The sequence below is a fragment of the Aeromonas lacus genome (genome assembly GCF_000764665.1).
Classification (GTDB): Bacteria; Pseudomonadota; Gammaproteobacteria; order Enterobacterales; family Aeromonadaceae; genus Aeromonas; species Aeromonas lacus.
The window spans coordinates 121,818-142,914 of the sequence record NZ_JRGM01000130.1; the positions used below are offsets into that span (position 1 = coordinate 121,818).

General features: G+C 60.0%; 25 protein-coding genes. 16 read left to right on the forward strand and 9 right to left on the reverse strand.

Annotated elements, in window-relative coordinates; all coding sequences use genetic code 11:
- Nucleotides 1–95: 95 nt before the first annotated feature.
- The 14 genes from LG31_RS0109315 to LG31_RS0109380 all read left to right on the forward strand — a co-directional run bounded on the left by LG31_RS0109315 (nt 96) and on the right by LG31_RS0109380 (nt 11,219).
- Complete coding sequence (locus LG31_RS0109315; RefSeq protein ID WP_033114196.1) at nt 96–668, forward strand: DUF3157 family protein; 573 nt, start codon at nt 96–98, stop codon at nt 666–668.
- 173 nt (nt 669–841) lie between these two features.
- Complete coding sequence (locus LG31_RS0109320) at nt 842–1,498, forward strand: hypothetical protein (RefSeq protein WP_033114197.1); 657 nt, start codon at nt 842–844, stop codon at nt 1,496–1,498.
- 172 nt (nt 1,499–1,670) lie between these two features.
- Nucleotides 1,671–2,618, forward strand: coding sequence for a YbgA family protein (locus LG31_RS0109325; protein WP_033114198.1), 948 nt, complete (start codon nt 1,671–1,673; stop codon nt 2,616–2,618).
- 69 nt (nt 2,619–2,687) lie between these two features.
- Nucleotides 2,688–3,575: a MerR family transcriptional regulator gene (locus tag LG31_RS0109330; RefSeq protein ID WP_033114199.1), complete on the forward strand. Its 888-nt coding sequence runs from the start codon at nt 2,688–2,690 to the stop codon at nt 3,573–3,575.
- Nucleotides 3,572–4,993, forward strand: a complete 1,422-nt coding sequence (gene phrB / locus LG31_RS0109335; protein WP_033114200.1) for a deoxyribodipyrimidine photo-lyase — start codon at nt 3,572–3,574, stop codon at nt 4,991–4,993. The genes LG31_RS0109330 and phrB overlap by 4 nt, the downstream gene beginning before the upstream one ends.
- 1 nt (nt 4,994) lies before the next feature.
- The gene (locus LG31_RS0109340; protein ID WP_033114201.1) at nt 4,995–5,423 is read left to right on the forward strand and encodes a nuclear transport factor 2 family protein; all 429 of its coding nucleotides are present in this window, start codon (nt 4,995–4,997) and stop codon (nt 5,421–5,423) included.
- Complete coding sequence (locus LG31_RS0109345; protein WP_033114202.1) at nt 5,420–6,154, forward strand: SDR family NAD(P)-dependent oxidoreductase; 735 nt, start codon at nt 5,420–5,422, stop codon at nt 6,152–6,154. The genes LG31_RS0109340 and LG31_RS0109345 overlap by 4 nt, the downstream gene beginning before the upstream one ends.
- Nucleotides 6,151–7,410, forward strand: coding sequence for an NAD(P)/FAD-dependent oxidoreductase (locus LG31_RS0109350; RefSeq protein ID WP_033114203.1), 1,260 nt, complete (start codon nt 6,151–6,153; stop codon nt 7,408–7,410). The genes LG31_RS0109345 and LG31_RS0109350 overlap by 4 nt, the downstream gene beginning before the upstream one ends.
- A complete protein-coding gene (locus LG31_RS0109355) occupies nt 7,407–8,189 on the forward strand; it encodes a DUF1365 domain-containing protein (RefSeq protein ID WP_033114204.1) in 783 nt (260 codons plus the stop codon). Before LG31_RS0109350 ends, LG31_RS0109355 begins: the two co-directional genes overlap by 4 nt.
- The gene (locus tag LG31_RS0109360; protein WP_033114205.1) at nt 8,189–9,445 is read left to right on the forward strand and encodes an SAM-dependent methyltransferase; all 1,257 of its coding nucleotides are present in this window, start codon (nt 8,189–8,191) and stop codon (nt 9,443–9,445) included. Before LG31_RS0109355 ends, LG31_RS0109360 begins: the two co-directional genes overlap by 1 nt.
- A gap of 2 nt (nt 9,446–9,447) precedes the next feature.
- Complete coding sequence (locus LG31_RS0109365) at nt 9,448–9,924, forward strand: DUF2878 domain-containing protein (protein WP_033114206.1); 477 nt, start codon at nt 9,448–9,450, stop codon at nt 9,922–9,924.
- Entirely contained in the window at nt 9,924–10,142 is a 219-nt protein-coding gene (locus LG31_RS0109370; RefSeq protein WP_033114239.1) for a TIGR02450 family Trp-rich protein, read from the forward strand. Before LG31_RS0109365 ends, LG31_RS0109370 begins: the two co-directional genes overlap by 1 nt.
- Complete coding sequence (locus LG31_RS0109375; protein WP_033114207.1) at nt 10,099–10,641, forward strand: chalcone isomerase family protein; 543 nt, start codon at nt 10,099–10,101, stop codon at nt 10,639–10,641. Before LG31_RS0109370 ends, LG31_RS0109375 begins: the two co-directional genes overlap by 44 nt.
- Nucleotides 10,642–10,655: 14 nt before the next feature.
- Complete coding sequence (locus LG31_RS0109380; protein ID WP_050513442.1) at nt 10,656–11,219, forward strand: DUF3833 domain-containing protein; 564 nt, start codon at nt 10,656–10,658, stop codon at nt 11,217–11,219.
- Nucleotides 11,220–11,293: 74 nt separating this feature from the next.
- Here LG31_RS0109380 and nqrM read toward each other — a convergent pair whose 3' ends face one another.
- From nqrM to LG31_RS0109425, 9 genes are all read right to left on the reverse strand, one after another.
- Complete coding sequence (gene nqrM / locus LG31_RS0109385; RefSeq protein WP_033114208.1) at nt 11,294–11,518, reverse strand: (Na+)-NQR maturation NqrM; 225 nt, start codon at nt 11,516–11,518, stop codon at nt 11,294–11,296.
- Nucleotides 11,519–11,527: 9 nt separating this feature from the next.
- Nucleotides 11,528–12,568: an FAD:protein FMN transferase gene (locus tag LG31_RS0109390; protein WP_033114209.1), complete on the reverse strand. Its 1,041-nt coding sequence runs from the start codon at nt 12,566–12,568 to the stop codon at nt 11,528–11,530.
- Nucleotides 12,569–12,571: 3 nt separating this feature from the next.
- Nucleotides 12,572–13,795: an NADH:ubiquinone reductase (Na(+)-transporting) subunit F gene (gene nqrF, locus LG31_RS0109395; RefSeq protein ID WP_033114210.1), complete on the reverse strand. Its 1,224-nt coding sequence runs from the start codon at nt 13,793–13,795 to the stop codon at nt 12,572–12,574.
- Nucleotides 13,796–13,827: 32 nt separating this feature from the next.
- Complete coding sequence (gene nqrE / locus LG31_RS0109400) at nt 13,828–14,424, reverse strand: NADH:ubiquinone reductase (Na(+)-transporting) subunit E (protein ID WP_033114211.1); 597 nt, start codon at nt 14,422–14,424, stop codon at nt 13,828–13,830.
- 3 nt (nt 14,425–14,427) lie between these two features.
- On the reverse strand, nt 14,428–15,060 hold the full coding sequence (locus LG31_RS0109405) for an NADH:ubiquinone reductase (Na(+)-transporting) subunit D (RefSeq protein WP_033114212.1): 633 nt from the start codon (nt 15,058–15,060) through the stop codon (nt 14,428–14,430).
- Nucleotides 15,053–15,841, reverse strand: a complete 789-nt coding sequence (locus tag LG31_RS0109410) for a Na(+)-translocating NADH-quinone reductase subunit C (protein ID WP_033114213.1) — start codon at nt 15,839–15,841, stop codon at nt 15,053–15,055. Before LG31_RS0109410 ends, LG31_RS0109405 begins: the two co-directional genes overlap by 8 nt.
- On the reverse strand, nt 15,831–17,060 hold the full coding sequence (locus tag LG31_RS20950; protein WP_033114214.1) for an NADH:ubiquinone reductase (Na(+)-transporting) subunit B: 1,230 nt from the start codon (nt 17,058–17,060) through the stop codon (nt 15,831–15,833). Before LG31_RS20950 ends, LG31_RS0109410 begins: the two co-directional genes overlap by 11 nt.
- Nucleotides 17,061–17,063: 3 nt before the next feature.
- On the reverse strand, nt 17,064–18,407 hold the full coding sequence (locus tag LG31_RS20955; RefSeq protein ID WP_033114215.1) for a Na(+)-translocating NADH-quinone reductase subunit A: 1,344 nt from the start codon (nt 18,405–18,407) through the stop codon (nt 17,064–17,066).
- Nucleotides 18,408–18,844: 437 nt separating this feature from the next.
- The gene (locus tag LG31_RS0109425; RefSeq protein ID WP_033114216.1) at nt 18,845–19,159 is read right to left on the reverse strand and encodes a BolA family protein; all 315 of its coding nucleotides are present in this window, start codon (nt 19,157–19,159) and stop codon (nt 18,845–18,847) included.
- 206 nt (nt 19,160–19,365) lie between these two features.
- Here LG31_RS0109425 and LG31_RS0109430 point away from each other — a divergent pair, with 206 nt between their 5' ends.
- Both LG31_RS0109430 and LG31_RS0109435 read left to right on the forward strand, forming a co-directional pair.
- Nucleotides 19,366–20,499: a methyltransferase gene (locus LG31_RS0109430; protein WP_033114217.1), complete on the forward strand. Its 1,134-nt coding sequence runs from the start codon at nt 19,366–19,368 to the stop codon at nt 20,497–20,499.
- A 12-nt stretch (nt 20,500–20,511) separates the two neighbouring features.
- Complete coding sequence (locus LG31_RS0109435; RefSeq protein WP_033114218.1) at nt 20,512–21,096, forward strand: YajG family lipoprotein; 585 nt, start codon at nt 20,512–20,514, stop codon at nt 21,094–21,096.
- The last annotated feature ends 1 nt before the right edge of the window (nt 21,097 follow it).

Here is a 21,097-nt window from a genome sequence, read left to right on the forward strand (position 1 = left end):
TCCTGTGACAGCGGGAACGTGAGTCCCGTCATAGGCAAGGAGGGGCGCGACTGTTTATACTGTCGCCCTTTCACCCGTTACCGAGTGTTCATGCCATGAAATCTCTCTCCCGTCTGCTGGTTGCTCTCTGTCTCTCGCCCGTGTTGGCGCAGGCTGCTCCTGTTACTCAGGTGACCCTGCCTGATGGTCGTCAGGTGCAACTGAACGATGACTTCACCTGGGAATATCTGGTGGTCAAGCCGGCCGAGCCCGTCAAGGCGCTGGCCGAAGGGGCGAAAGCAGGCGCAGTGGTCGCGGTAGCGGCCCCCGTGCTGACCGATCAGGCCAAGGCACACCCCGAATTGCTGTCACAGGCTGCGCGCGACGGGATCGTGGTCAAGCTCGACAAGGTTGAGGGGACAGATCCCCTGATGCTTACCTTTATGGTGGGCAATACCGGTACCCGCAATGTGGTCGGTGTACGTGGCTGGGTCACGCTCTTCAGTCAGGAGGGGGTACAGCTCTCCCGTCAGGAGGCCCGTTTCTGGGTCGCCGAGAACCGTCTGCCGGAGACCTACCTGCGCAAGGGGCAGGAGCGTCCATCACTGGCCCTCGAGGTTGCCCGTCCGGCCGGATTGACCGGTCAGCCGCTGGTGCGAGTCGAGATCGACGAGGTGGTCTTCCGCTGATTTTTACCGGCTGGCGTGAGCCTCACGCCAGCCATTTGTAACTCCTGTCATCATCCGCAATATCTGCTTACATCTGACATGATTTGGCAACAGCTTGCCGCTCGGCAACGCCATGCCTTCCTCGCACAATGACTCCATACCAGCTCGACGAGCTTATCAATGGAGTTAATGAGATGAAAAAGAGCGCTGTTTCCCTTCTGGTTCTGGCCGGTTTTGCTTCTACCTCTGCACTGGCACAGGATGCTTTCAGCTACGCCAAGGGCGCGGCTACCTGGGCTCACACCAAGTCTGATTTTCTCAAGTCCGATCAATTCGGCGGGGACTTCTCGCGGGATAATGGTGGCTCACGTGACTTTGGCGGTTTGACTCTGGACTTGTCCAAATCCTTTGCCGATCACTTCTACGGCCGTTTGTTTTCCGAGGGTACCTCTGCCCAGAGCGGCAATGACAGCATGGGCATCGGCAGCTTGGGTGTTGGTGTCTTTACCCCGCTCAGCACTGGCCTGAACCTCTACGGTGAAACCGGTGTGATGGGTTATACCCTGGAGCGAGAGGTGATGAGCAACGTTGACAACAAGGGTTGGGATGCAATCGTGCGCAAAAGCAGCGGCAGCATGTACGGTGAAGTTGGCCTGCGCTACGACATCGGCAATGTCGAGCTCTCCACTGCCTACCGCTACGCCAACATGACCGGCGATATGCACGACTTCAAAGTAGGCGGTGCCTACAAGCTCAACCAGAACTGGGCACTGACTGCCGACTACACCTACCGCAAGTGGGATGTGCAACAGGGTTCCATCTCCAGCCTGGGTGTGAAGTACAGCTTCTAATTTTCCGTACCTTAGTGTCTTGTGCTTGCCCATGGCGTTTGCCATGGGCTTTTTTGTTTTCCGGTGATCCTCTTTTTCTCCTTATGTCGTATCAGTTGGCAATAGTTATACAACTTCCATTTCTTTGTATAACTGCTATAACTGAATCAATGCTTATACAAGGAGCGTCATCATGTACAAAATTAAAGTCGGTATCAGTGCCTGCCTGCTGGGACAAGAGGTGCGTTTCGACGGGGGCCACAAGCGCTCCAGCTTCTGCGAACGGGATCTTGGCGCTCACTTTGACTATCACCCCGTCTGTCCCGAGATGGCTATCGGCCTCGGGGCACCCCGCGCCGCCATCCGGCTGGTCAAGCGCCATGGCGAGATCCGTGCCGAGGCGAGCAACGGCAGCTTCGACGTCACCGAAAAGCTGATTGCCTTCAGCGAGCAGAAAGCCCGTCAGCTCGACTTTATCTCCGGTTATATCCTCTGTGCCAAATCCCCCAGCTGCGGTATGGAGCGGGTGAGAATTTATGGCGCCAACAATGAGGGGAGTGCCAAGGAGGGGATCGGCCTCTTTGCCAAGGCGTTGATGGAGGCCAATCCCCTGTTGCCGGTCGAAGAGGATGGCCGCCTGTGCGATCCCATCCTGCGGGAGAACTTCGTGCTGCGGGTCTTTGCCTACCACGACTGGCAGCAGCTTTGCGCCCGCGGCATCACCGCCTCGGCGCTGATCCGCTTCCACTCCCGCTACAAGTATCTGGTGCTCTCCCATGCCACCACCCACTACCGGGCGCTCGGCAAGCTGCTCGGCAATCTGGGCAAGTCCGCTAATGTGCAGGAGGTGGCCGACAACTACATCAAGGGATTGATGACGGCGCTGACCTTGCGGGCCAACCGCCGCAGCCACACCAATGTGCTGATGCACCTGCAGGGCTACTTCAAGCGGGTGCTGACCCCAGCCCAGAAGCAGGAGCTTGCCGATACCATCGACAAGTACCGCACCGGCATCTTCCCCTTGCTGGTGCCGCTCACCCTGATCCGTCACTACCTGCGCGAGTACCCCAATCCCTATCTCGCCGAGCAGGTTTATCTCAATCCGCACCCCGATACGCTCAAATTGCGTTACGGGCTCTGAATCCGTTCTGTTGCCCCGGTGCATGGCTTGCGCCAGGGCGCTTTACACCTCTGTTTGATGGACGTTGTCATGTCTGATTTATCGCAAGAAGTTGCTCCTCTGGCTGATGAGGGGATCTACCCCATTCGCGAGGTATCCCGTCTCACCGGCGTCAACGCCGTGACTCTGCGCGCCTGGCAGCGCCGCTACGGTCTGGTGCAGCCGGCCCGTACCGAAAAGGGCCACCGTCTCTACAGCGAGCAGGATATTCGCCAGATCGGCGAGATCCTGAGCTGGCTGGAGCGGGGGGTGAGTATCGGTCAGGTGAAGGGGCTCTTGAGCGAACCCCATTCCGAGCCGGTGAGCGATCACTGGCAGCAGACCCTGGAGCAGTTCAGTCAGGCGCAGCTCGCCTTCAACCAGCGCAAGGCGGAGGCCGAGCTCAACGATCTGCTCGCGAGCTACCCGTTCGAGCTGGTGCGCAGTCGGGTGCTGCAACCGCTGGTGGAGCGGCTGCTGGGACTGTGGCGTGAGCGGCCCGATGGCGAGCTGCTGCAACAGGTGTGGCTGGGCTGGCTCCATACCCGCTTCGCCCGCCACCTGATCGAGCAGGAGAAGGGCGTGCCGATCACGCTGGCTAGCTGGGGACAGGTCGGCCCCCTCGATCTGGTCTGGGCCGCTTACGAGCTGATCGGTCAGGGATATGAGGTGCAACTGCTGGGGGCGGTTGAACCTCGCCATGCCAGCCTGCTTGAGGGACGTGCTGCCACCCCCTGGCTGGTGCTGCTGGGAGCAGGGCTTGGCAAGCAGGAGCTGGCCGCCGGCTGGCCCGCCGGCACACGCCTGTTTGGCGAGCTGGGGCGTCTCTACGATGGTGAGTGGCTTAAAGCCCACGGCTGGCAGGCGAGCCTTGCCGAGCTGATGGCAGACGCACCTGCTGCGGCTGGCGCCAGCGGACGCGGGAGGAAAAAGTCATGAAGCTGGTCTGGTTTCGCAACGATCTGCGCCTTGCCGACAACCCGGCACTGCGGCATGCCTGCGCCGATGATGAGCCGGTGGCCGCGCTCTTTATCGTCTCCCCCACCCAGTGGCGGCAGCACAAGATGGCCCCCATCCGTCAGCGCTTTATGCTGGCGCAGGTGGATGTGCTGGGCCACGAGCTGGCGGCGCTCGGCATCCCGCTCCATCTGCTGCGAGTGGAGACCTTTGCCGAAGTGCCGGCGGTGTTGGCAGACCTCTGCTGCGAGCTGGGGGTGACCCGGCTCTATGCCAATCAGGCTATCGAGATCGACGAGCAGCGCCGCGATCACGCCGTTACCGCCGCGCTGGCAGAGCAGGAGGTGAGTTGTCACTGGCTCAACGGCTGTTGCGTATTGCCGCCGGGGCGGGTGCTGACCGGCTCGGGTGAGATGTTCAAGGTCTTCACCCCCTTCAGCCGTGCCTGGCTCAAGGCACTCGACGAGGAGGGTTTTGTCATTCATCGCGCCCCTGCGCCCCGTGGCGAGCCGCTGCCGTGGCAGCCGCTGGCTGAACGGGCGTGGGTTGATGAGGCGCTCGGCGAGCTGACGGCTGATCCGCGCTGGCCAGTGGGGGAGGTGGAAGCCCGGCGCCGTTTGAACGATTTTCTGGAGCAGGCGGTGCTCGACTATGGCGAGACCCGGGATTTTCCTGCCATCGCGGGTACGTCCGTGCTCTCCCCCTATCTGGCGGCGGGCATCATCAGCCCGCGCCAATGTGTGGCTGCTCTCCAGCAGCGGCTCGGTTATCGGCCCCAGTCGAATTCCCAGCCCGGCTTTGTCTGGCTCAATGAGCTGGTCTGGCGCGAGTTCTATCGCCACCTGCTGGTACTGATCCCGACCCTCTCTATGAATCGCCCCTTCAAGCCCGAGACGGCGGCGCTGCCGTGGAGCTGGGACCCGGATGCCTTTGCCGCCTGGTGCGAGGGGCGCACCGGCTACCCCATCGTCGATGCGGCGATGCGCTGTCTCAACGCCACCGGCTGGATGCACAACCGGCTGCGGATGATAGTGGCGAGCTTTCTCACCAAGGATCTCCATATCCACTGGCGGCTTGGGGAGGATTACTTCATGAGTCAGCTGATCGATGGGGATCTGGCGGCCAACAATGGCGGCTGGCAGTGGGCGGCGGGTACCGGCGCCGATGCGGCGCCCTATTTTCGGGTCTTCAACCCCACCACTCAGGGGCAACGATTTGATCCACAAGGGGAGTTTAGCCGTACCTGGGTAACTGAACTTGCCGATATTCCCCCCGCTTATGTGCATCAGCCCCATGACTGGCTGCGGCTCAAGGGGCGACAGGATTATCCGGCACCCATGGTGGATCACGCCGTTGCCCGGGTGAGATCCATCGAGATGTTTCGCTCTCTGGAGAAATAGGATGAACGAGCCGCTGGCCCGCTTTATTGGCCTCTATCAGCAATTGGACAAACAGCAGTTGCACCGCTTGCCCGAGGTCTATGCCGAACAGGTGGTCTTTACCGATCCGGCCCACCGCATCGAGGGGTTGGCGGCCCTTGGCGACTATTTTGCCGCCCTCTATCAGCGCCTCGCCTACTGCCGTTTCGTCATCACCAGTCAGCAGCAGCAAGGGTCGCAGGCCTGGCTCGGCTGGACCATGACCTTCTCTCACCCCAGCTTGCGCGGTGGTGAGCCGGTGACGGTGGAGGGGGCCACCCGTCTTGAATTCGACGAGGCGGGCAAGGTGTGCCAGCACAGGGACTATTTTGACCTGGGCGCCATGCTCTACGAGCAGTTGCCGCTGCTCGGGCCCGTGGTGCGCGCTATCAAGGGGAGGCTCGGCGCATGAGCGGCCGGGTGCTTATCACCGGGGCGACCTCCGGCATCGGCCGCCAGCTGGCGCTGGATTACCGGCGCGCAGGCTGGCAGGTGTGGGGCTGTGGTCGTGATGGCGAACGGCTGCAGGCTCTGGAGCTGGATGGCGTCACATCGCTGCAGTTCGATGCCCGGGATCTGGCAGCAATGAGCAGGGTGGCTGCCACCCTGCCATCCCTCGATCTGCTGATCCTCAACGCAGGCAACTGCGAGTACATGGATGTCGGCGAGGGGTTTGACAGCGAGCTGTTTGCCCGGGTGATCGAAACCAATCTGACCGCCACCGGCCATGCGCTGGCCGCCTTCTTGCCGCTGCTAGGGGCGGGATCACGGCTTGCCATCGTCAGTTCGTCGGTGAGCTGGCTGCCGCTGCCTCGAGCCGAGGCCTATGGTGCCTCCAAGGCGGCCCTCGACTATCTGGCGGATACCTTGCGCCTCGATTTGTCCAGCAAAGGGATCGGGGTGATCCTGATCCGCCCCGGTTTTGTCCAGACACCGCTGACCGCCAAAAATGATTTTCCCATGCCCTGTCTGGTGACGGTGGAGCAGGCCTCCCGCGCCATCATGGACGGGTTGACCGCTGGTCGTCACCAGATCCACTTTCCCCGCCGTTTCATCTGGTTGTTGCGCCTGCTGGGTGCGCTGCCGGTGGGGCTCTGGCTGCGCCTTGGCCGCGCACTCGTATCGAAAGGAAGCCATTCATGAAGAAAAAGATCGCCATCATCGGTTCAGGGATCTCGGGGCTTACCGCCGGTTTTCTGCTCCACAGACTCCATGACATTACCCTGTTCGAGGCGGCGCCGACCCTGGGCGGTCACACCGCCACCGTCGATGTGAATCAGGCTGGCCGCAGCTATGCCATCGATACCGGCTTTATCGTCTTTAACGATCGTACCTACCCCCACTTCTTGAAGTTGCTGGCGCGGATCGGCATGGCGCGCCAACCGGCCGAGATGAGCTTCTCGGTGAAAAGCCCGGAAGGGCTGGAGTATAACGGCCATAACCTCGACACCCTGTTTGCCCAGCGCAGCAATCTGCTGAGCCCCCGTTTCTATGGCTTCGTCGCCGAGATCCTGCGTTTCAACCGGGAGGCGCGGGCCTGGCTGGCCGATGGTCAACATCAGGGCGCGGGCCCCGAGCTGACCCTGGGAGACTTTCTGCTGGCGGGGGAGTTTAGCGACTACTTCGCCCGCCACTACATCTTGCCGATGGGGGCGGCGATCTGGTCATCGACGCTGGCCGATATGCGCGCCTTTCCCCTTGGTTTCTTCCTGCGCTTTTTTGCCAACCACGGCCTGCTGGATGTGGCCAATCGCCCCCAGTGGTACGTGATCCCGGGTGGATCGCGGGAATATATCTGCCCCCTTACGGCGGGTTGGCAGTCGCAGATCCGCCTCGCCTGTCCGGTGCAGAGCGTGCGGCGGGAGGCGGACGGCGTGGTGATCCAGAGCAGTTACGGCGAGGAGCAGTTTGACGAGGTGATCTTCGCCTGCCACAGCGATCAGGCGCTGGCGCTGCTGGCGGATCCCGGCGAGCGGGAGCAGGCCATCCTTGGCGACATGCCCTATCAGGCCAACGATGTCTGGCTCCATACCGATGCGCGCTGCCTGCCCACCCGCCGCAAGGCATGGGCCAGCTGGAACTATCAGCTCGATGACAACGACGAGGCGCGGCCGCTGGTGAGTTACAACATGAATATCCTGCAAGGAGTGAGCTCGCCAGAGCCCTTCTGCGTCAGCCTCAACCCCAAGGGCAAGGTGGATGAGAGCAAGGTGCTGCGCCGCTTCGTCTACCACCATCCGGTGTTCAATCAGGCCTCCATCGCCGCCCAGCAGCGCCGTGCGGAGATCTGTGGCCAGCAGCACACCCACTTCTGTGGCGCCTACTGGTACAACGGCTTTCACGAGGATGGGGTACGCAGCGCGCTGGACGTCGCCAGGCGCTTCGGGGCCGAGCTATGAATGGCGCCACCGTGGCCACGGAACATGAGCGTGCCGACGAACTGGCTGGCGTCACCAGCGCCATCTGGCAGGGCTCGGTGCGCCACCGCCGTTTTGCGCCGCGGACCCACGCCTTCTCCTACAGCCTCTTTATGCTGGGGCTGGATCTCGACGAGCTGCCGCAGATCGATCAGGGGCGCTGGTTCGGGGTGGAGCGGGCTGGGCTGCTCTCGTTTCACCGCCATGACTATCTCAAGGGCAGCGAGGGGAGTCTCAAGCAGGCGGTGTGGCAGAAGGTGAGCGAACTGGGTGGCGATGCCGAGCCCGAGGGGCGCGTGCTGCTGCTCGGCAACGTGCGCTGTCTGGGCTTCTACTTCAGCCCGGTCAACTTCTACTTTTGCTACCGACAGGGAGAAGCCCGCTATCTGCTGGCGGAGGTGTCGAACACCCCCTGGAACGAGCGTCACTACTACCTGCTGGATCTGGCGGCGCTGGCGCCCCATGACAAGGATTTCCACGTCTCCCCCTTTATGGGGCTGGCGATGCGTTACCACTGGCGCATCAGGCCGCCCGCGCAGGAGACACTGATCCATATCGAGAGTCATCCCGTATCCGGTGAGGCCAAGCTGTTTGACGCAACCCTTGCGCTCACTCGCGAACCGCTGTCGCGCAAGGGGCTGGTGGCCCTGCTGGCCCGCTGGCCCTGGATGACAATGAAGGTGCTGCTCGGGATCTACTGGCAGGCCCTGCGTCTTTTTATCAAACGAACACCGATTTTTACCCATCCGGAGAGCCGCTAATGGAACTTGCTCAATCAACCCTCTCTGCCTCTTTCATCGACAAGGGGGCAAGACAACTGCTGCTCAATCTGCTGGGTCGCCTCGAACATGGCCAGCTGCTGCTGCGGGATGGCGGTGAGCGCCACAGCTTTGGCGTCGCGGGCACCGATCTGCATGCTGAACTGGTGGTGCAGGATCCGGCCTTCTATCGCCGCCTGCTGCTGGGGGGCAGCATCGCCGCCGGGGAAACCTGGGTGGAGGGGCTCTGGACCAGCCCGGATCCGGTGGCGTTGGTGCGGCTGCTGGCCCGCAACCTGACGCTGCTCGACTCCCTTGAGCGACGCTTGGGCTGGCTCAGTTTCCCCTTCAACAAAGTGCGCCACTGGCTCAATCGCAATACCCTGACCGGCTCGCGCTCCAACATCGCCGCCCACTACGATCTCGGCAATACCCTCTATCAGGGTTTTCTCGACAGCCATATGCAGTACTCGAGCGCCATCTATCCGAGCGCCGAGGCCACTCTCGAAGAGGGACAGCAGGCCAAGCTGCGCACCATCTGCGAGCGGCTGGCGCTGGGGCCTGATGATCATCTGCTGGAGATCGGTACCGGCTGGGGTGGCTTGGCGGTTTATGCCGCCCGTCACTACGGCTGCCGGGTGACTACCACCACCATCTCCCGGGCCCAGCACGACTATGCCAAGGAGTGGATTGCGCGGGAGGGGCTGGGGGATCGCATCACCTTGCTGCTGGAGGATTACCGCAAGCTGGAGGGTACTTATGACAAGCTGGTCTCCATCGAGATGATCGAGGCGGTGGGCCACGCCTTCCTGCCCGACTATTTCCGCCAGCTGTCGCGGCTGCTCAAACCCGGTGGCCGCCTGCTCATTCAGGCCATTACCATCGCCGATCAGCGTCATGCCCAGTATCTGCGCGGGGTCGATTTCATCCAGCGCTACATCTTCCCCGGTGGCTGTCTGCCGAGCGTCTCCCAGATGGCGGGGTTGCTGGCGCGGGAGACCGACATGCAGCTGGTGCGGCTGCACGATCACGGCCATCACTATGCCCGCACCCTGGCTCACTGGTGCGAGCGTTTTCTGGCGCTGTCACCCGAGCTGCCCAAGCTCGGTTACAGCCAGGATTTCATCCGGCTGTGGCACTTCTACTTCGCCTATTGCGAGGGGGGATTCTGGGAGCGCAGCATCAGTCTGGTACAGCTGGAGGCTGCCAAGCCGGGCCCCGCTGGCTGGTCGGGTGATGTGCCAGTAAGCGGTCAGTGACCATGTGGCAGTGGGCTCACCTGCTGGGGTTCAACCTCTACTGGTTGCTGGCGGTGAAGTGGCAGCAGCCGGGCCCGCTGCTGGTGATCTTGCTGCTGCACTTTCTCTTCTCACCCAGCCGCCAGCAAGACTGGCGGCTGCTCCCCATCGCGGTTGCCGGCTGTCTGCTGGATGCCCTGCTATGGCAGCTCGGCTTGTTCCGGTTCCCGTCCGGTTTTCCCCTCTGGCTGGTACTGCTCTGGCTCGGTTTTGCCCTGACGCTGGGCCACGGCATGCGCTGGCTGCTGCGTCTGCCCCGCTGGCAGCAGGCGCTGTTTGGCGTGTTTGGCGGTGCCTCCTCCTATGTGGCGGGGGCCGCCATGGGGGCAGTACACTTACCTTGGGGCATCGGGATCAGTGCAGCACTGCTGGCAGTGATCTGGATGTGGTGGTTACCCGTACTCCTGTGGGTAATGGTCAAGCTGGAGGGTGAGTCATGATGAACTCCTTTTCGACCGACACGCTGCTTTTTTCCAAGTGGACCAAAGAGAGCCAGCATGAGCTGACGGATCGCTTCTATCTGGTGGTTGCCTGCCAGCGGAATGCGCAGGGCCAGCTGGTGCAGGTAGTGATGCAGGATATCAATACCCTGCAGGAACAGGAGATGGACTGGCATGAACTCGAAGACCCCAATCACTGGCATATGGGGTGGAATTAGCCTCCACCTTGCCGCACTGAGCCTGCTTGTCGCCACGACCAGCGATGCGGCAACGCTACCCTGGCAGAAGCTGCGTCCGGTCGGGCAGGGGGAGATGAACTGGCTCTGGTTCAAGCTCTACGATGCCACCCTTTACAGCGCGAGCGGTCGCTACCAACCGGGCCACTATCCACAAGCGCTTACCCTTACCTATGCCAGAGCCATCGAGCGGGACGATCTGCTCGGCGCCACTTCGTCCGAGTGGCAGCGTCTCGGCGTGGGTAGCGATGCCGAGCGCAAGCAGTGGCTGGAGCAACTCGCCGCAATCTGGCCGGATGTGGCTTCGGGTGATCGGCTCACCTTCTATGTCGATGAAGCGGGGCATGGCCACTTCTGGTGGCAAGAGAAGCGCCTTGGTTCGCTCGACGATCCCCGATTTTCTGCTGCCTTTCTCGCTATCTGGCTGGCTGACAACAGTCTGGATCCTGCACTTACCCGCCGTCTGCGCGGCCAATCCTGATAGTGGAGTCTGTCATGCTGTTTATCCCGTCGTTGTTACGGTCGCTGCTATCCGGGCAGCGGCTATTTGTATTGTGCCTCGCCCTGCTGCTCAGTGGTTGTGGTGCCAGTCTCGACAGTTATCGGGGGCAGGGGCCGAACTGGGATCTCGCCCGTTTCTTCAATGGCAAGCTGGTGGCCCATGGTCTGGTGACCGACCGCAGCGGCGAAGTGACCAGCCGCTTTCGGGTCGAGATGACAGGGCGCTGGCAGAACGGTAAGGGAGAGCTGTTCGAGCAGTTCTATTTTGACGATGGTCGCCAGCAGACTCGCACCTGGCATCTGAGCAAGGGTGCTGATGGCCACTGGCGTGGTACGGCATCGGATGTGGTCGGGGAGGCCGTGGGCAAGAGTGAAGGGTTTGCCCTCAACTGGCGCTATCAACTCGATCTGGCACTGCCGGACGGCGAGGTGGTGCGGGTGAGCTTTGATGACTGGATGTATCTGCTGGACGAGGATCGCCTGATCAATCGCGCCGCCATCAGCAAGTTCGGCATCCATCTGGGGGAGGTGATCCTCTACATCGAGCGAACATCCTGACCGGTGTGCTTCGCATGAAAGCCAATAAAAAAGCGCGCCGATGGCGCGCTTTTGTCTATCGCAAGGCAGGCAGATCAGATGATCCGGTTCTCCTCCAGCATCTTGCGACGGGCCTCTTCCTTGGCCATCTTCTTCTTGCGATTGTCGCAAGGCTCGGGGCAGTCGCACTCCTTCTCGATGCCGACGCCACCCAGGCCGCCGCAGGAGCCCGAGATGGTCTTCTTCTGGAAGATGTAGCCAATGGCCATGGCCACAATCACCAGCATGAATACCCCGAAGGTGATCAGAAAAACCTGCATCAATCCTCCCTATTTCCTGACCAGATACTGCTTGAACGCGTCGGAGTAGGCCTCTTCAAAGCCGTTGTCGGTCTTGGTGATGACGAAGATCGCCAGACCCCGCTCGTTGGCATAGGCCAGGCTCTTCTCCGGCCCCATCACCATAAATACGGTCGCCAGCCCGTCCGCAGTCATGCAGGAGGGGTGGATCACAGTGACCGACACCATACGGTGCTGGATCGGTTTGCCGGTGCGCGGATCTATGGTGTGAGAGAAGCGCTGGCCATCCATCTCATAGTAATTGCGATATTCGCCCGAGGTGGCGACGCCATTGTCACCCGGAACGATTACCTCCTGCACCGAGCCGGCATTAGCGGTCGGCTTCTCGATGGCGACGCGCCAGTGGTGTCCCTTGCCGTTGACGCCATTGATCCGCAGCTCGCCGCCGATCTCCACCAGATAGTTACGCGCCCCCAGGGACTCCAGATACTCGGCCACCTTGTCTACGCCAAAGCCCTTGGCAATGGCGGAGAGATCGACGTAGAGATCCGGGATGTCCTTTTGCAGGGTATCGGCATCCACCGAGGTGATGACGTGCAGATTGCCCAGACCGGTCTTCTGACGGGTCTGGGTGATCAACTCTTCCGACGGCATCTTGGTCGGTCTCTTGTCCGGACCAAAGCCCCACAGATTGACCAAGGGGCCGACGGTGACGTCCAGCGCCCCCTGGCTCTCACGGCCAATATGAATGGCCTCTGTGACTACCCGCGCGGTATCCCGCGAGACCACCACCGGCGTGGAGCTGCGATGCTGGTTGAAGCGCGACAGTTCGGAATCGGGACGATAGGTCGACATCTGATCGTTGACCCGCTCCAGCAAGACATCGACCTCGGCCTGAAACTTGGCCGGATCGCTGATGACGTTGTCCGCCACCTTGATGGAGTAGTAAGTGCCCATGGTGCTACCGGTGATGTGGATCTCCGGTTTGGATTGGACCGTTTGTTCCTGACCGCACCCTGTCAAGAAAAAGGCCAGCCCGAAGGCTAGCCAGGTCTTTACAACGCTGTTCATGGATTAACCACCAAAGTCATCCAGCAGGATGTTTTCGTCCTCAACGCCCAGATCTTTGAGCATGTTGATGACGGCTGCGTTCATTACGGGAGGTCCACACATGTAGAACTCGCAATCTTCCGGCGCTTCGTGGTTCTTGAGATAGTTCTCGTAGAGCACGTTGTGGATGAAGCCGGTGTAGCCGTCCCAGTTGTCTTCCGGTTGCGGATCGGACAGGGCGACGTTCCAGGTGAAGTTCTCGTTCTCGGCGGCGAGCATGTCGAAATCTTCGACATAGAACATTTCGCGCTTGGAACGGGCTCCGTACCAGAAGCTCATCTTGCGCTTGGACTTCAGGCGACGCAGCTGGTCGAAGATGTGGGAGCGCATCGGCGCCATACCCGCACCACCACCGATGAATACCATTTCGGCATCAGTGTCCTTGGCGAAGAACTCGCCGAACGGACCGGAGATGGTCACTTTGTCACCCGCTTTCAGGTTGAAGATGTAGGAGGACATCTGTCCCGGAGGGGCAGTCCAGTTGCTGGGCGGCGGCGTAGCAATACGCACGTTCAGCATGATGATGCCGAACTCTTCCGGATAGTTGGCCATGGAGTAGGCACGGATGATCGGCTCATCGACCTTGGACTCCAGCTCAAAAATCTTGAAGCGATCCCAGTCACCGCGATACTCCTCGGGAATATCGAAGTTCTTGTAGTAGACGTGGTGAGCCGGCGCTTCGATCTGGATATAACCACCGGCGCGGAACGGTACGCTCTCGCCATCGGGGATCTGCAGCTTGAGCTCCTTGATGAAGGTGGCCTTGTTATCGTTGGAGATAACGGTACATTCCCACTTCTTCACGCCGAAGATCTCTTCCGGCAGTTCGATGTCCATGTCGCCACGAACGGTGACCTGACAGGCCAGACGCTCGCCGTGACGGGCTTCGCCCTTGCTGATGTGATCCAGTTCGGTCGGCAGGATGTCGCCGCCGCCAGACTTCACCCGCACCTTGCACTGACCGCAGGAGCCACCGCCGCCACAGGCGGAGGAGACGAAGATACCGTTGCCGGCCAGAACGCCGAGCAGCTTGCCACCGGCCGGGCTGGTCACAGCCTTGGCCGGGTCACCGTTGATGCTGATTGTCACGTCGCCCGCGGTCACCAGCTTGGACTTGGCGAACAGAATGACTGCCACCAGTGCCAGCAGGATCACGGTAAACATGACCACACCCAAAATAATTTCCATCTATCGTTCCTTTCTGATTGCAGGAAAGCCGATTACAGGGAGATACCAGAGAAGGACATAAAGCCCAGCGCCATCAGGCCGGCAGTGATGAAGGTGATGCCCAGACCACGCAGGCCTTGTGGAACATCGGAGTACTTCATCTTCTCGCGGATACCTGCCAGCGCAACGATCGCCAGCATCCAGCCTGCACCTGAACCCACGCCGTAGACCACAGACTCCATGAAGTTGTAGTCACGCTGCACCATGAAGGAGACGCCACCGAAGATGGCGCAGTTCACGGTGATGAGCGGCAGGAAGATACCCAGGGCGTTGTAGAGAGCCGGGAAGTACTTGTCCAGCGCCATCTCCAGGATCTGCACCAGCGCCGCGATCACCCCGATGAAGGTGATGAAGCTCAGGAAGCTCAGATCCAGGTCAGGGGAGAGGGCACCTGCCTTCAGCACGTAGTTGTAGATCAGGTTGTTGACCGGTACGGCGATGGTTTGCACCACGATAACGGCAATACCAAGACCCATGGAGGTCTTAACCTTCTTGGACACAGCCAGGAAGGTACACATCCCCAAGAAGAAGGAGAGTGCCAGGTTTTCGATGAAAATCGAACGAATCAACAGACTCAGATAGTGTTCCATACCTTAATCCTTCGCCTCCACCTGCTTGGGATCCTTGGTGCGAACGCCCCAGATGATCAGACCAATGATGAAGAATGCACTCGGCGGCAGCAGCAGCAGACCGTTGGGTACATACCAGCCACCGTTGTTCACCAGCGGCAGCAGCTCGATGCCGAACCAGGTACCGGAGCCCAGCAGTTCACGCACGGTAGCGACGCTCAGCAGAATGGCGCCATAGCCCAGACCGTTGCCGATACCATCCAGGAAGGAGGGGAGCGGCGCGCTCTTCATGGCGTAGGCTTCGGCACGACCCATCACGATACAGTTGGTGATGATGAGGCCGACGAATACCGACAGCTGCTTGGAGATGTCATAGGCATAAGCCTTGAGCACCTGGTCAACCACGATAACCAGCGAAGCGATGATGGCCATCTGGGCAATGATCCGCACGCTGTTCGGGATCTGGTTGCGGATCAGAGAGATGAACAGGTTTGAGAAGGCGGTGACCGCCATAACCGCGAGGGTCATTACAAACGCTGTCTTCATCTGGCTGGTAACCGCCAGTGCAGAACAGACACCCAGCACCTGCAAGGCGATGGGGTTGTTGCCCAGCACAGGGGTCAACAGCAACTTTTTCATTTCGCTCTTGTCAGCCATTGTTGATTTCTCCTGCACGAACCTTGGCCAGGAAAGGACCGAAGCCCTTGGGACCCATCCAGAAGTCGAAGGTATGCTGTACGCCGTTACCGGTCAGAGTGGCACCGGAGAGACCGTCGATCTCGTGCTCGGAGCCCGCCGGAGCGTGACCCTTGATGACGCGCAGCGCCGGCATGCCATCCTGATCGAACAGCTTCTTGCCGACAAACAGCTCACGCCAGGCCGGATTCTCGATTTCACCGCCCAGACCCGGGGTTTCACCGTGGTCGTAGTAGGTGATGCCCTTGATGGTCTGGCCATCAGCGGCAACGGCGACGAAGGCATACATGGTCGACCACAGACCCTGACCGTAGATGGGCAGGATGATGTTGTCGATCTTGCCTTCGGCATCCTTGGCGAAGAACACCGGAACCAGCTTGGAGATCTGACGCAGACCAGCCTTGTCGTCGGCAGCAGCCAGACGGATGTTTTGCGCCGGATCTTTGGCCGCCTGCTTGGTATCGAAGTTGTCGGCATCGCCGTCAACAAAGTTACCGGTGGCGAGATCCACCAGACGGGCTTCGATCTTGTCGCCATACAGCTTGGCCAGATCGCGCTTGGCTACATCGCTGATGTCCACGCCGGCTACGGCGAGAATGTTGCTCTGCTTGTCCAGCGCCTTGTTCTCCTCTTGGGTAGAACGCAGGCCAACGGCAGCAACGGATACCACGATGGAACAGGCCAGGCAGAGGCCGGTTACCACGCTGATGGTGCCGAGGGTTGAGTCTTTATTAAACGCCACGAGCAATCCTCCGCTTGATGTTTGCCTGAGCGACGAAGTGGTCAAACAGGGGAGCAAACAGGTTTGCAAACAGAATGGCCAGCATCATGCCTTCCGGGAACGCCGGATTGACCACGCGAACCAGCACGACCATCACGCCGATCAGGGCGCCGTACCACCACTTGCCCTTGTTGGTAAAGGCGGCGGAAACGGGGTCGGTTGCCATGAAGGCCATACCGAAGGCAAAACCACCCAGCACCAGATGCCAGTGCCACGGCATGTTGAACATGGGGTTGGTATCGGAACCGATGACGTTGAACAGCAGGGAAGTGGCGATCATACCGATCATCACACCGGCGATGATGCGCCAGGAGGCGATGCGCATGTAGACGATCATGGCTGCGCCCAGCAGGATCATCAGGGTAGAGACTTCACCGATGGAACCCGGCAGGTTCCCCAGGAAAGCGTCCATCCAGCTGATAGCCTGACCGGTTGCACCGTTGATCAGTGCCATCTGGCCGCCCTGTGCCCACTGGCTAAGCGCGGTTGCGCCGGAGTAGCCATCGACGGCAACCCATACGGCGTCACCGGAGATCTGGCCCGGGTAGGCGAAGAACAGGAAGGCACGACCAGCCAGCGCCGGGTTCAGGAAGTTTTTGCCGGTACCACCGAACACTTCCTTGGCCATTACCACACCGAAGGTGATACCCAGAGCAGCTTGCCACAGGGGCAGCTCGGGCGGCACGATCAGGGCAAACAGGATGGAGGTCACGAAGAAGCCTTCGTTGATCTCGTGCTTGCGTACCATGGCGAACAGCACTTCCCAGAAGCCACCGACCAGGAAGGCGGTCAGGTAGATGGGGAAGAAGTGGGCGGCGCCGATCATCATCTTGCTGCCAATGCCGGCAACAGCGGGATCGAGGGAGGCACCCAGCATGGTCGCCAGCGCATATTGCCAGCTGCTGGCACCGGCTGCCGTGCCCATGTGGGCGATCGCGGCAATGGCCTGGTTACCAACGTTGTACATGCCCCAGAACATGGCCGGGAACACGGCCAGCCACACCATGATCATCATGCGCTTCAGATCGAGCGCATCACGAACGTGGGAGGCGTTGCGGGTTACGGAACCCGGGGTGTAGAACAGGGTATACGCCGCTTCGAACAGGGCGTAGTACTTCTCGTACTTTCCACCCGGTTCGAAGTGGTGTTCCATTTTTTCAAGAAGTTGCTTGAAACTCATCGCTTAACCTTCCAGTTCAATCTTGGTCAGGCACTCACGCAAGATGGGGCCGTACTCGGTCTTGCCGGGGCAGACGAAAGTACAGAGGGCCAAATCTTCCTCATCCAGCTCCAGACAACCCAGTGCCTGAGCACCGTCGGTATCACCGGAGATCATGTCCCGCAGCAGCAGGGTCGGCAGGATGTCGAGTGGCATCACCCGCTCATAGTTGCCGATAGGCACCATGGCACGGTCACTACCGTTGGTAGTGGTGGTGAAGTTGATCAGCTTGCCCTTCATCAGATGAGAAAGGGTGGTGCGGGTGATGGAGAACTTGTTGGCGCTGGGGTTGATCCAGCCCAGGAACTCTTTCTCGCGACCTTCGCCCAGTACGCAAACCTGATTGTGGTAGCGACCCAGATAGTCGTGAACACCGTCAGCCTTGGCACCGCTCAGCAGAGAACCGGAGATGATGCGGTTTTCGTCAGCGCGCAGCTCGTTGTTGGTGAGCTGGCTGATGCAGGCACCCATGCGGGTACGCAGCAGACGCGGCTTGAGCACGTTCGGGCCTGCCAGAGCGATCACCTTGTCAGTGAAGATTTGGCCGGTGGTGAACAGCTTGCCGAATGCGATCACGTCCTGATAGTTGATGTGCCACTGCACCTTGGTGCTGCTGACCGGATCCAGGAAGTGGATGTGGGTACCTGGCAGACCGGCAGGATGCGGGCCAACAAAGATCTCTTCCTTGACCTTGGCCAGAGGAGAGTGAGGCAGGCTGCCTTCGCCCTTGCAGACATAGACGGTGCCGTCGGTCAGACGAGTCAGCACGGCCAGACCGTCGAGGAACGCCTGAGACTGCTCCTTGATGATCAGCTCTGCGTTGGCGGCCAGCGGGTTGGTGTCCATGGCGGTCACAAAGATGGCTCGCGGGGCTGTGCCTACCGCGGGAACTTTGCTGAAGGGACGAGTGCGCAGCGCGGTCCACTGGCCGGATGCAAGCAGGATCTCCTGCACTTTGCTGCGCTCGAGCTTGGCCAGCTCGGCAGAGGCAAAGTGCTCGAAGGTAACCTGTTCATCGGAGCCGTCCAGGTCGATGACCACGGACTGGAGAACACGTTTGGCACCACGGTTGATCTCTGAGACCACACCGGTGGCGGGAGCTGTGAATTTAACGCCCGGATTCTTCTTGTCTTCGAAGAGCTCCTGACCTTTGATGACGCGATCACCTACTTTGACGAACATAGTAGGTCGCATCCCCACGAACTCCTCGCCCAGTGTAGCAACACGGGTGATGGCGGGGCCATCGTAGATTACTTGCTCTGGCGCACCCAGCACGGGGATGTCCAGTCCTCTTTTGATTGTAATCATACTTAATTGCACTACCGTTACGGGAAGAGAGGTTGGTTAGCGCCGAGAAATACATCACGACGGGTGGTTGAATGAATCGGCATTGCAGCCGTGTCAGGCGGGCTGACACAACGATTATTAAACATGCGAGGTCATTCAAAAGCGCCTGAGTTTACCACTCAAGGTGCATTTTTTTCCATGCCAAATGGGCAAAATCCCCGTGGTATCACAAAATTAACCTGCAATGAATAATCGCCAAACCCCTTGTAAGTCGTGGTTTTAAAGGTTTTTTATTTGCGTATTGTCGAGGAAAAAGTAGGGGAAGACCTGGATGGGGCAGTCTCAAACATCGCCCGGTAAAATTGCACTTCCAGCCCGTCAAAAAGGCTGGAAATGCGCAGGATTTGTTTAATTTATGGCAATTTGCCGATGTTCAGGTTATCGGGAGGTCAATTCCGTCAGGAGAGCGACGGTTTGCCCACGCAGCTCGGGGTACGCGGGGCATTGCCTTTCTCTTGCCACTCGCTTCCGGTGTAGGTGTGCAGCGCCAACGCATGAACCGGGCCAGCCAGCTCGTCTGCCAGAATGGCGTTGACCTGGCGATGGCGGGCAAGCAGGCGCTGTCCGGCAAACTGCTCACTGACGATGATGACCTTGAAGTGGCTCTCCGAGCCCGGTTCAACCCGATGCATGTGGCTTTCGTTGATCACTTCCAGCAGGCTGGGGGAGAGAGCTGCGGTCAGCTTGGCTTCGATCAGTTGTTGCATGGTCATCTGTGTTGTTTCCGAAACGTGAATGTCGAGCCATTCTATCGGCAGTTGCGGGGCTGAATAACCCCCCTTGCGAGGGAAATCATCCATGAGCAGCGCGCTCTGACGCGCTTGCAACTGGTGAAATTCCTGCTCCTCGCTAGAATAGCGCCACTTTGCGTCGTCCCTGGCGCCTGTTATCCGAATCAAGCCGAGGTTGGACTCATCCTATGCAAACCCTTCTCGAGACGCCCCATTGCCAGCTCACGCTCTATCGTTATCCGCGCCTGAGCCAGGAGACCCTGCAAGCATGGGATGCGGCAGACGAGTATTTGATCAACACGCTGGCGGAGTCGCCGCTTGAGCAGGCTGGCCCCGTCATCATCATGAATGACAGCTTCGGAGCGCTGACCGCCTTTTTGCACGCTCATGCTCCCTGTTGCGTGACCGACTCCTACATCAGCGAGCGCGGGATCCTGGCCAATATGGCCGAGAACGGACTGGATGCCGGCGGGATCATTCTGCAGGATGCGCTGGCGCCGCTGCCGGTTGCCCCCGCGCTGGTGGTAATCAAGGTTTCCAAATATCAGGCGCTGCTGGAGCAGCAACTGCTGGCGCTGCGGGAGGTGGTGACACCGACGACCCGCGTCATCGCAGCCGGCAAGGCGAAGGATATTCATACCTCGACCCTCAAGCTGTTCGAAAAGTATCTGGGGCCGACTCGTACCTCGCTGGCCTGGAAAAAAGCGCGCCTCATCCACTGCGAGCCGCAGGCTGACATGCCGGCGCTGGCCAACCCCTTTCCGACCGTTTGGCCGCTGGAGGGCTCCGACATGCTCATCCACAACCACGCCAACGTCTTCTCGCGCACCAGTCTCGATATTGGTGCCCGTTTTATGCTGGACAATCTGCCCATCCACAGTGCCCGTCAGGTGATCGATCTCGGCTGCGGCAACGGCGTGTTGGGACTCTCGCTGCTGGCGAGGGATCCCGAGGTAGAGGTGACCTTTATCGATGAGTCCTACATGGCGGTTGACTCGGCCCGGCTCAATGTGGAGCACAATCTGGCCGATGCGTTGCCGCGCGCCCACTTTATGGTCAACAACTGTCTCGACGGCATCGTGGCCGGTTCGGCGGATCGGATCCTCTGCAATCCCCCCTTCCATCAATTGCAGGCGATCACCGACCATATCGCCTGGCAGATGTTCTGCGATGCGCACCGGGTGTTGCCTCGGGGGGGCGAACTCTGGATAGTAGGCAACCGTCATCTGGACTATCACAACAAGCTCAAGCGTCTGTTTGCCAACGCACAAGTCGTTGCGTCGAACAGCAAATTCGTTATTTTGAAAGCCATCAAACGCTAAAGGAAACCCATGATGAAAAAGTCACTCTTGCTGCTGGCCGCCCTGATGCTGGGCGGGTGTGCCACTCACTGGCCGGAGACGGCGATGCTCAACCCGCAGGTGATCCCCGCCAACCAGCAAGTCTACTCTGGTAACCGCATCACCATGGAAGGGGTGGACAAGCGTGAAGCCGCCTATGTCTTCTCCATCAAGTACAAGGAGAAAGCGCCGGTGCTGGTCAACAGCGAACGTCCGCTCAACCTGCTGATGGCCGAACGGCTGGCGGAAGGGCTGCGCAGTCAGGGGCTGGAAGTGGGTAACAGCGGTACTACCAACCTGACGCTGGTCATCTCCAACGCCGCGGTCAATGTGGAAGAGAAGACCTTTACCTATGTCACCAAGTCCCGTGTCAGCCTGCAGGTGATCGCCGATTTTCAGGGCAACCGTCTGACCAAGCAGTTCAACATGTCCTCCAGCAAGGAGAGCCCGAGCGAGCCGGGCATGGCGGATCTGGAGTCCACTCTCAACCTGCAACTGGGTAGCGCACTGCAGCAGATCATGGCCGACGAGGCGCTGCGCGGTTATCTGAAAGGTCAGCCTGCGACCACAGGGGTGTAAA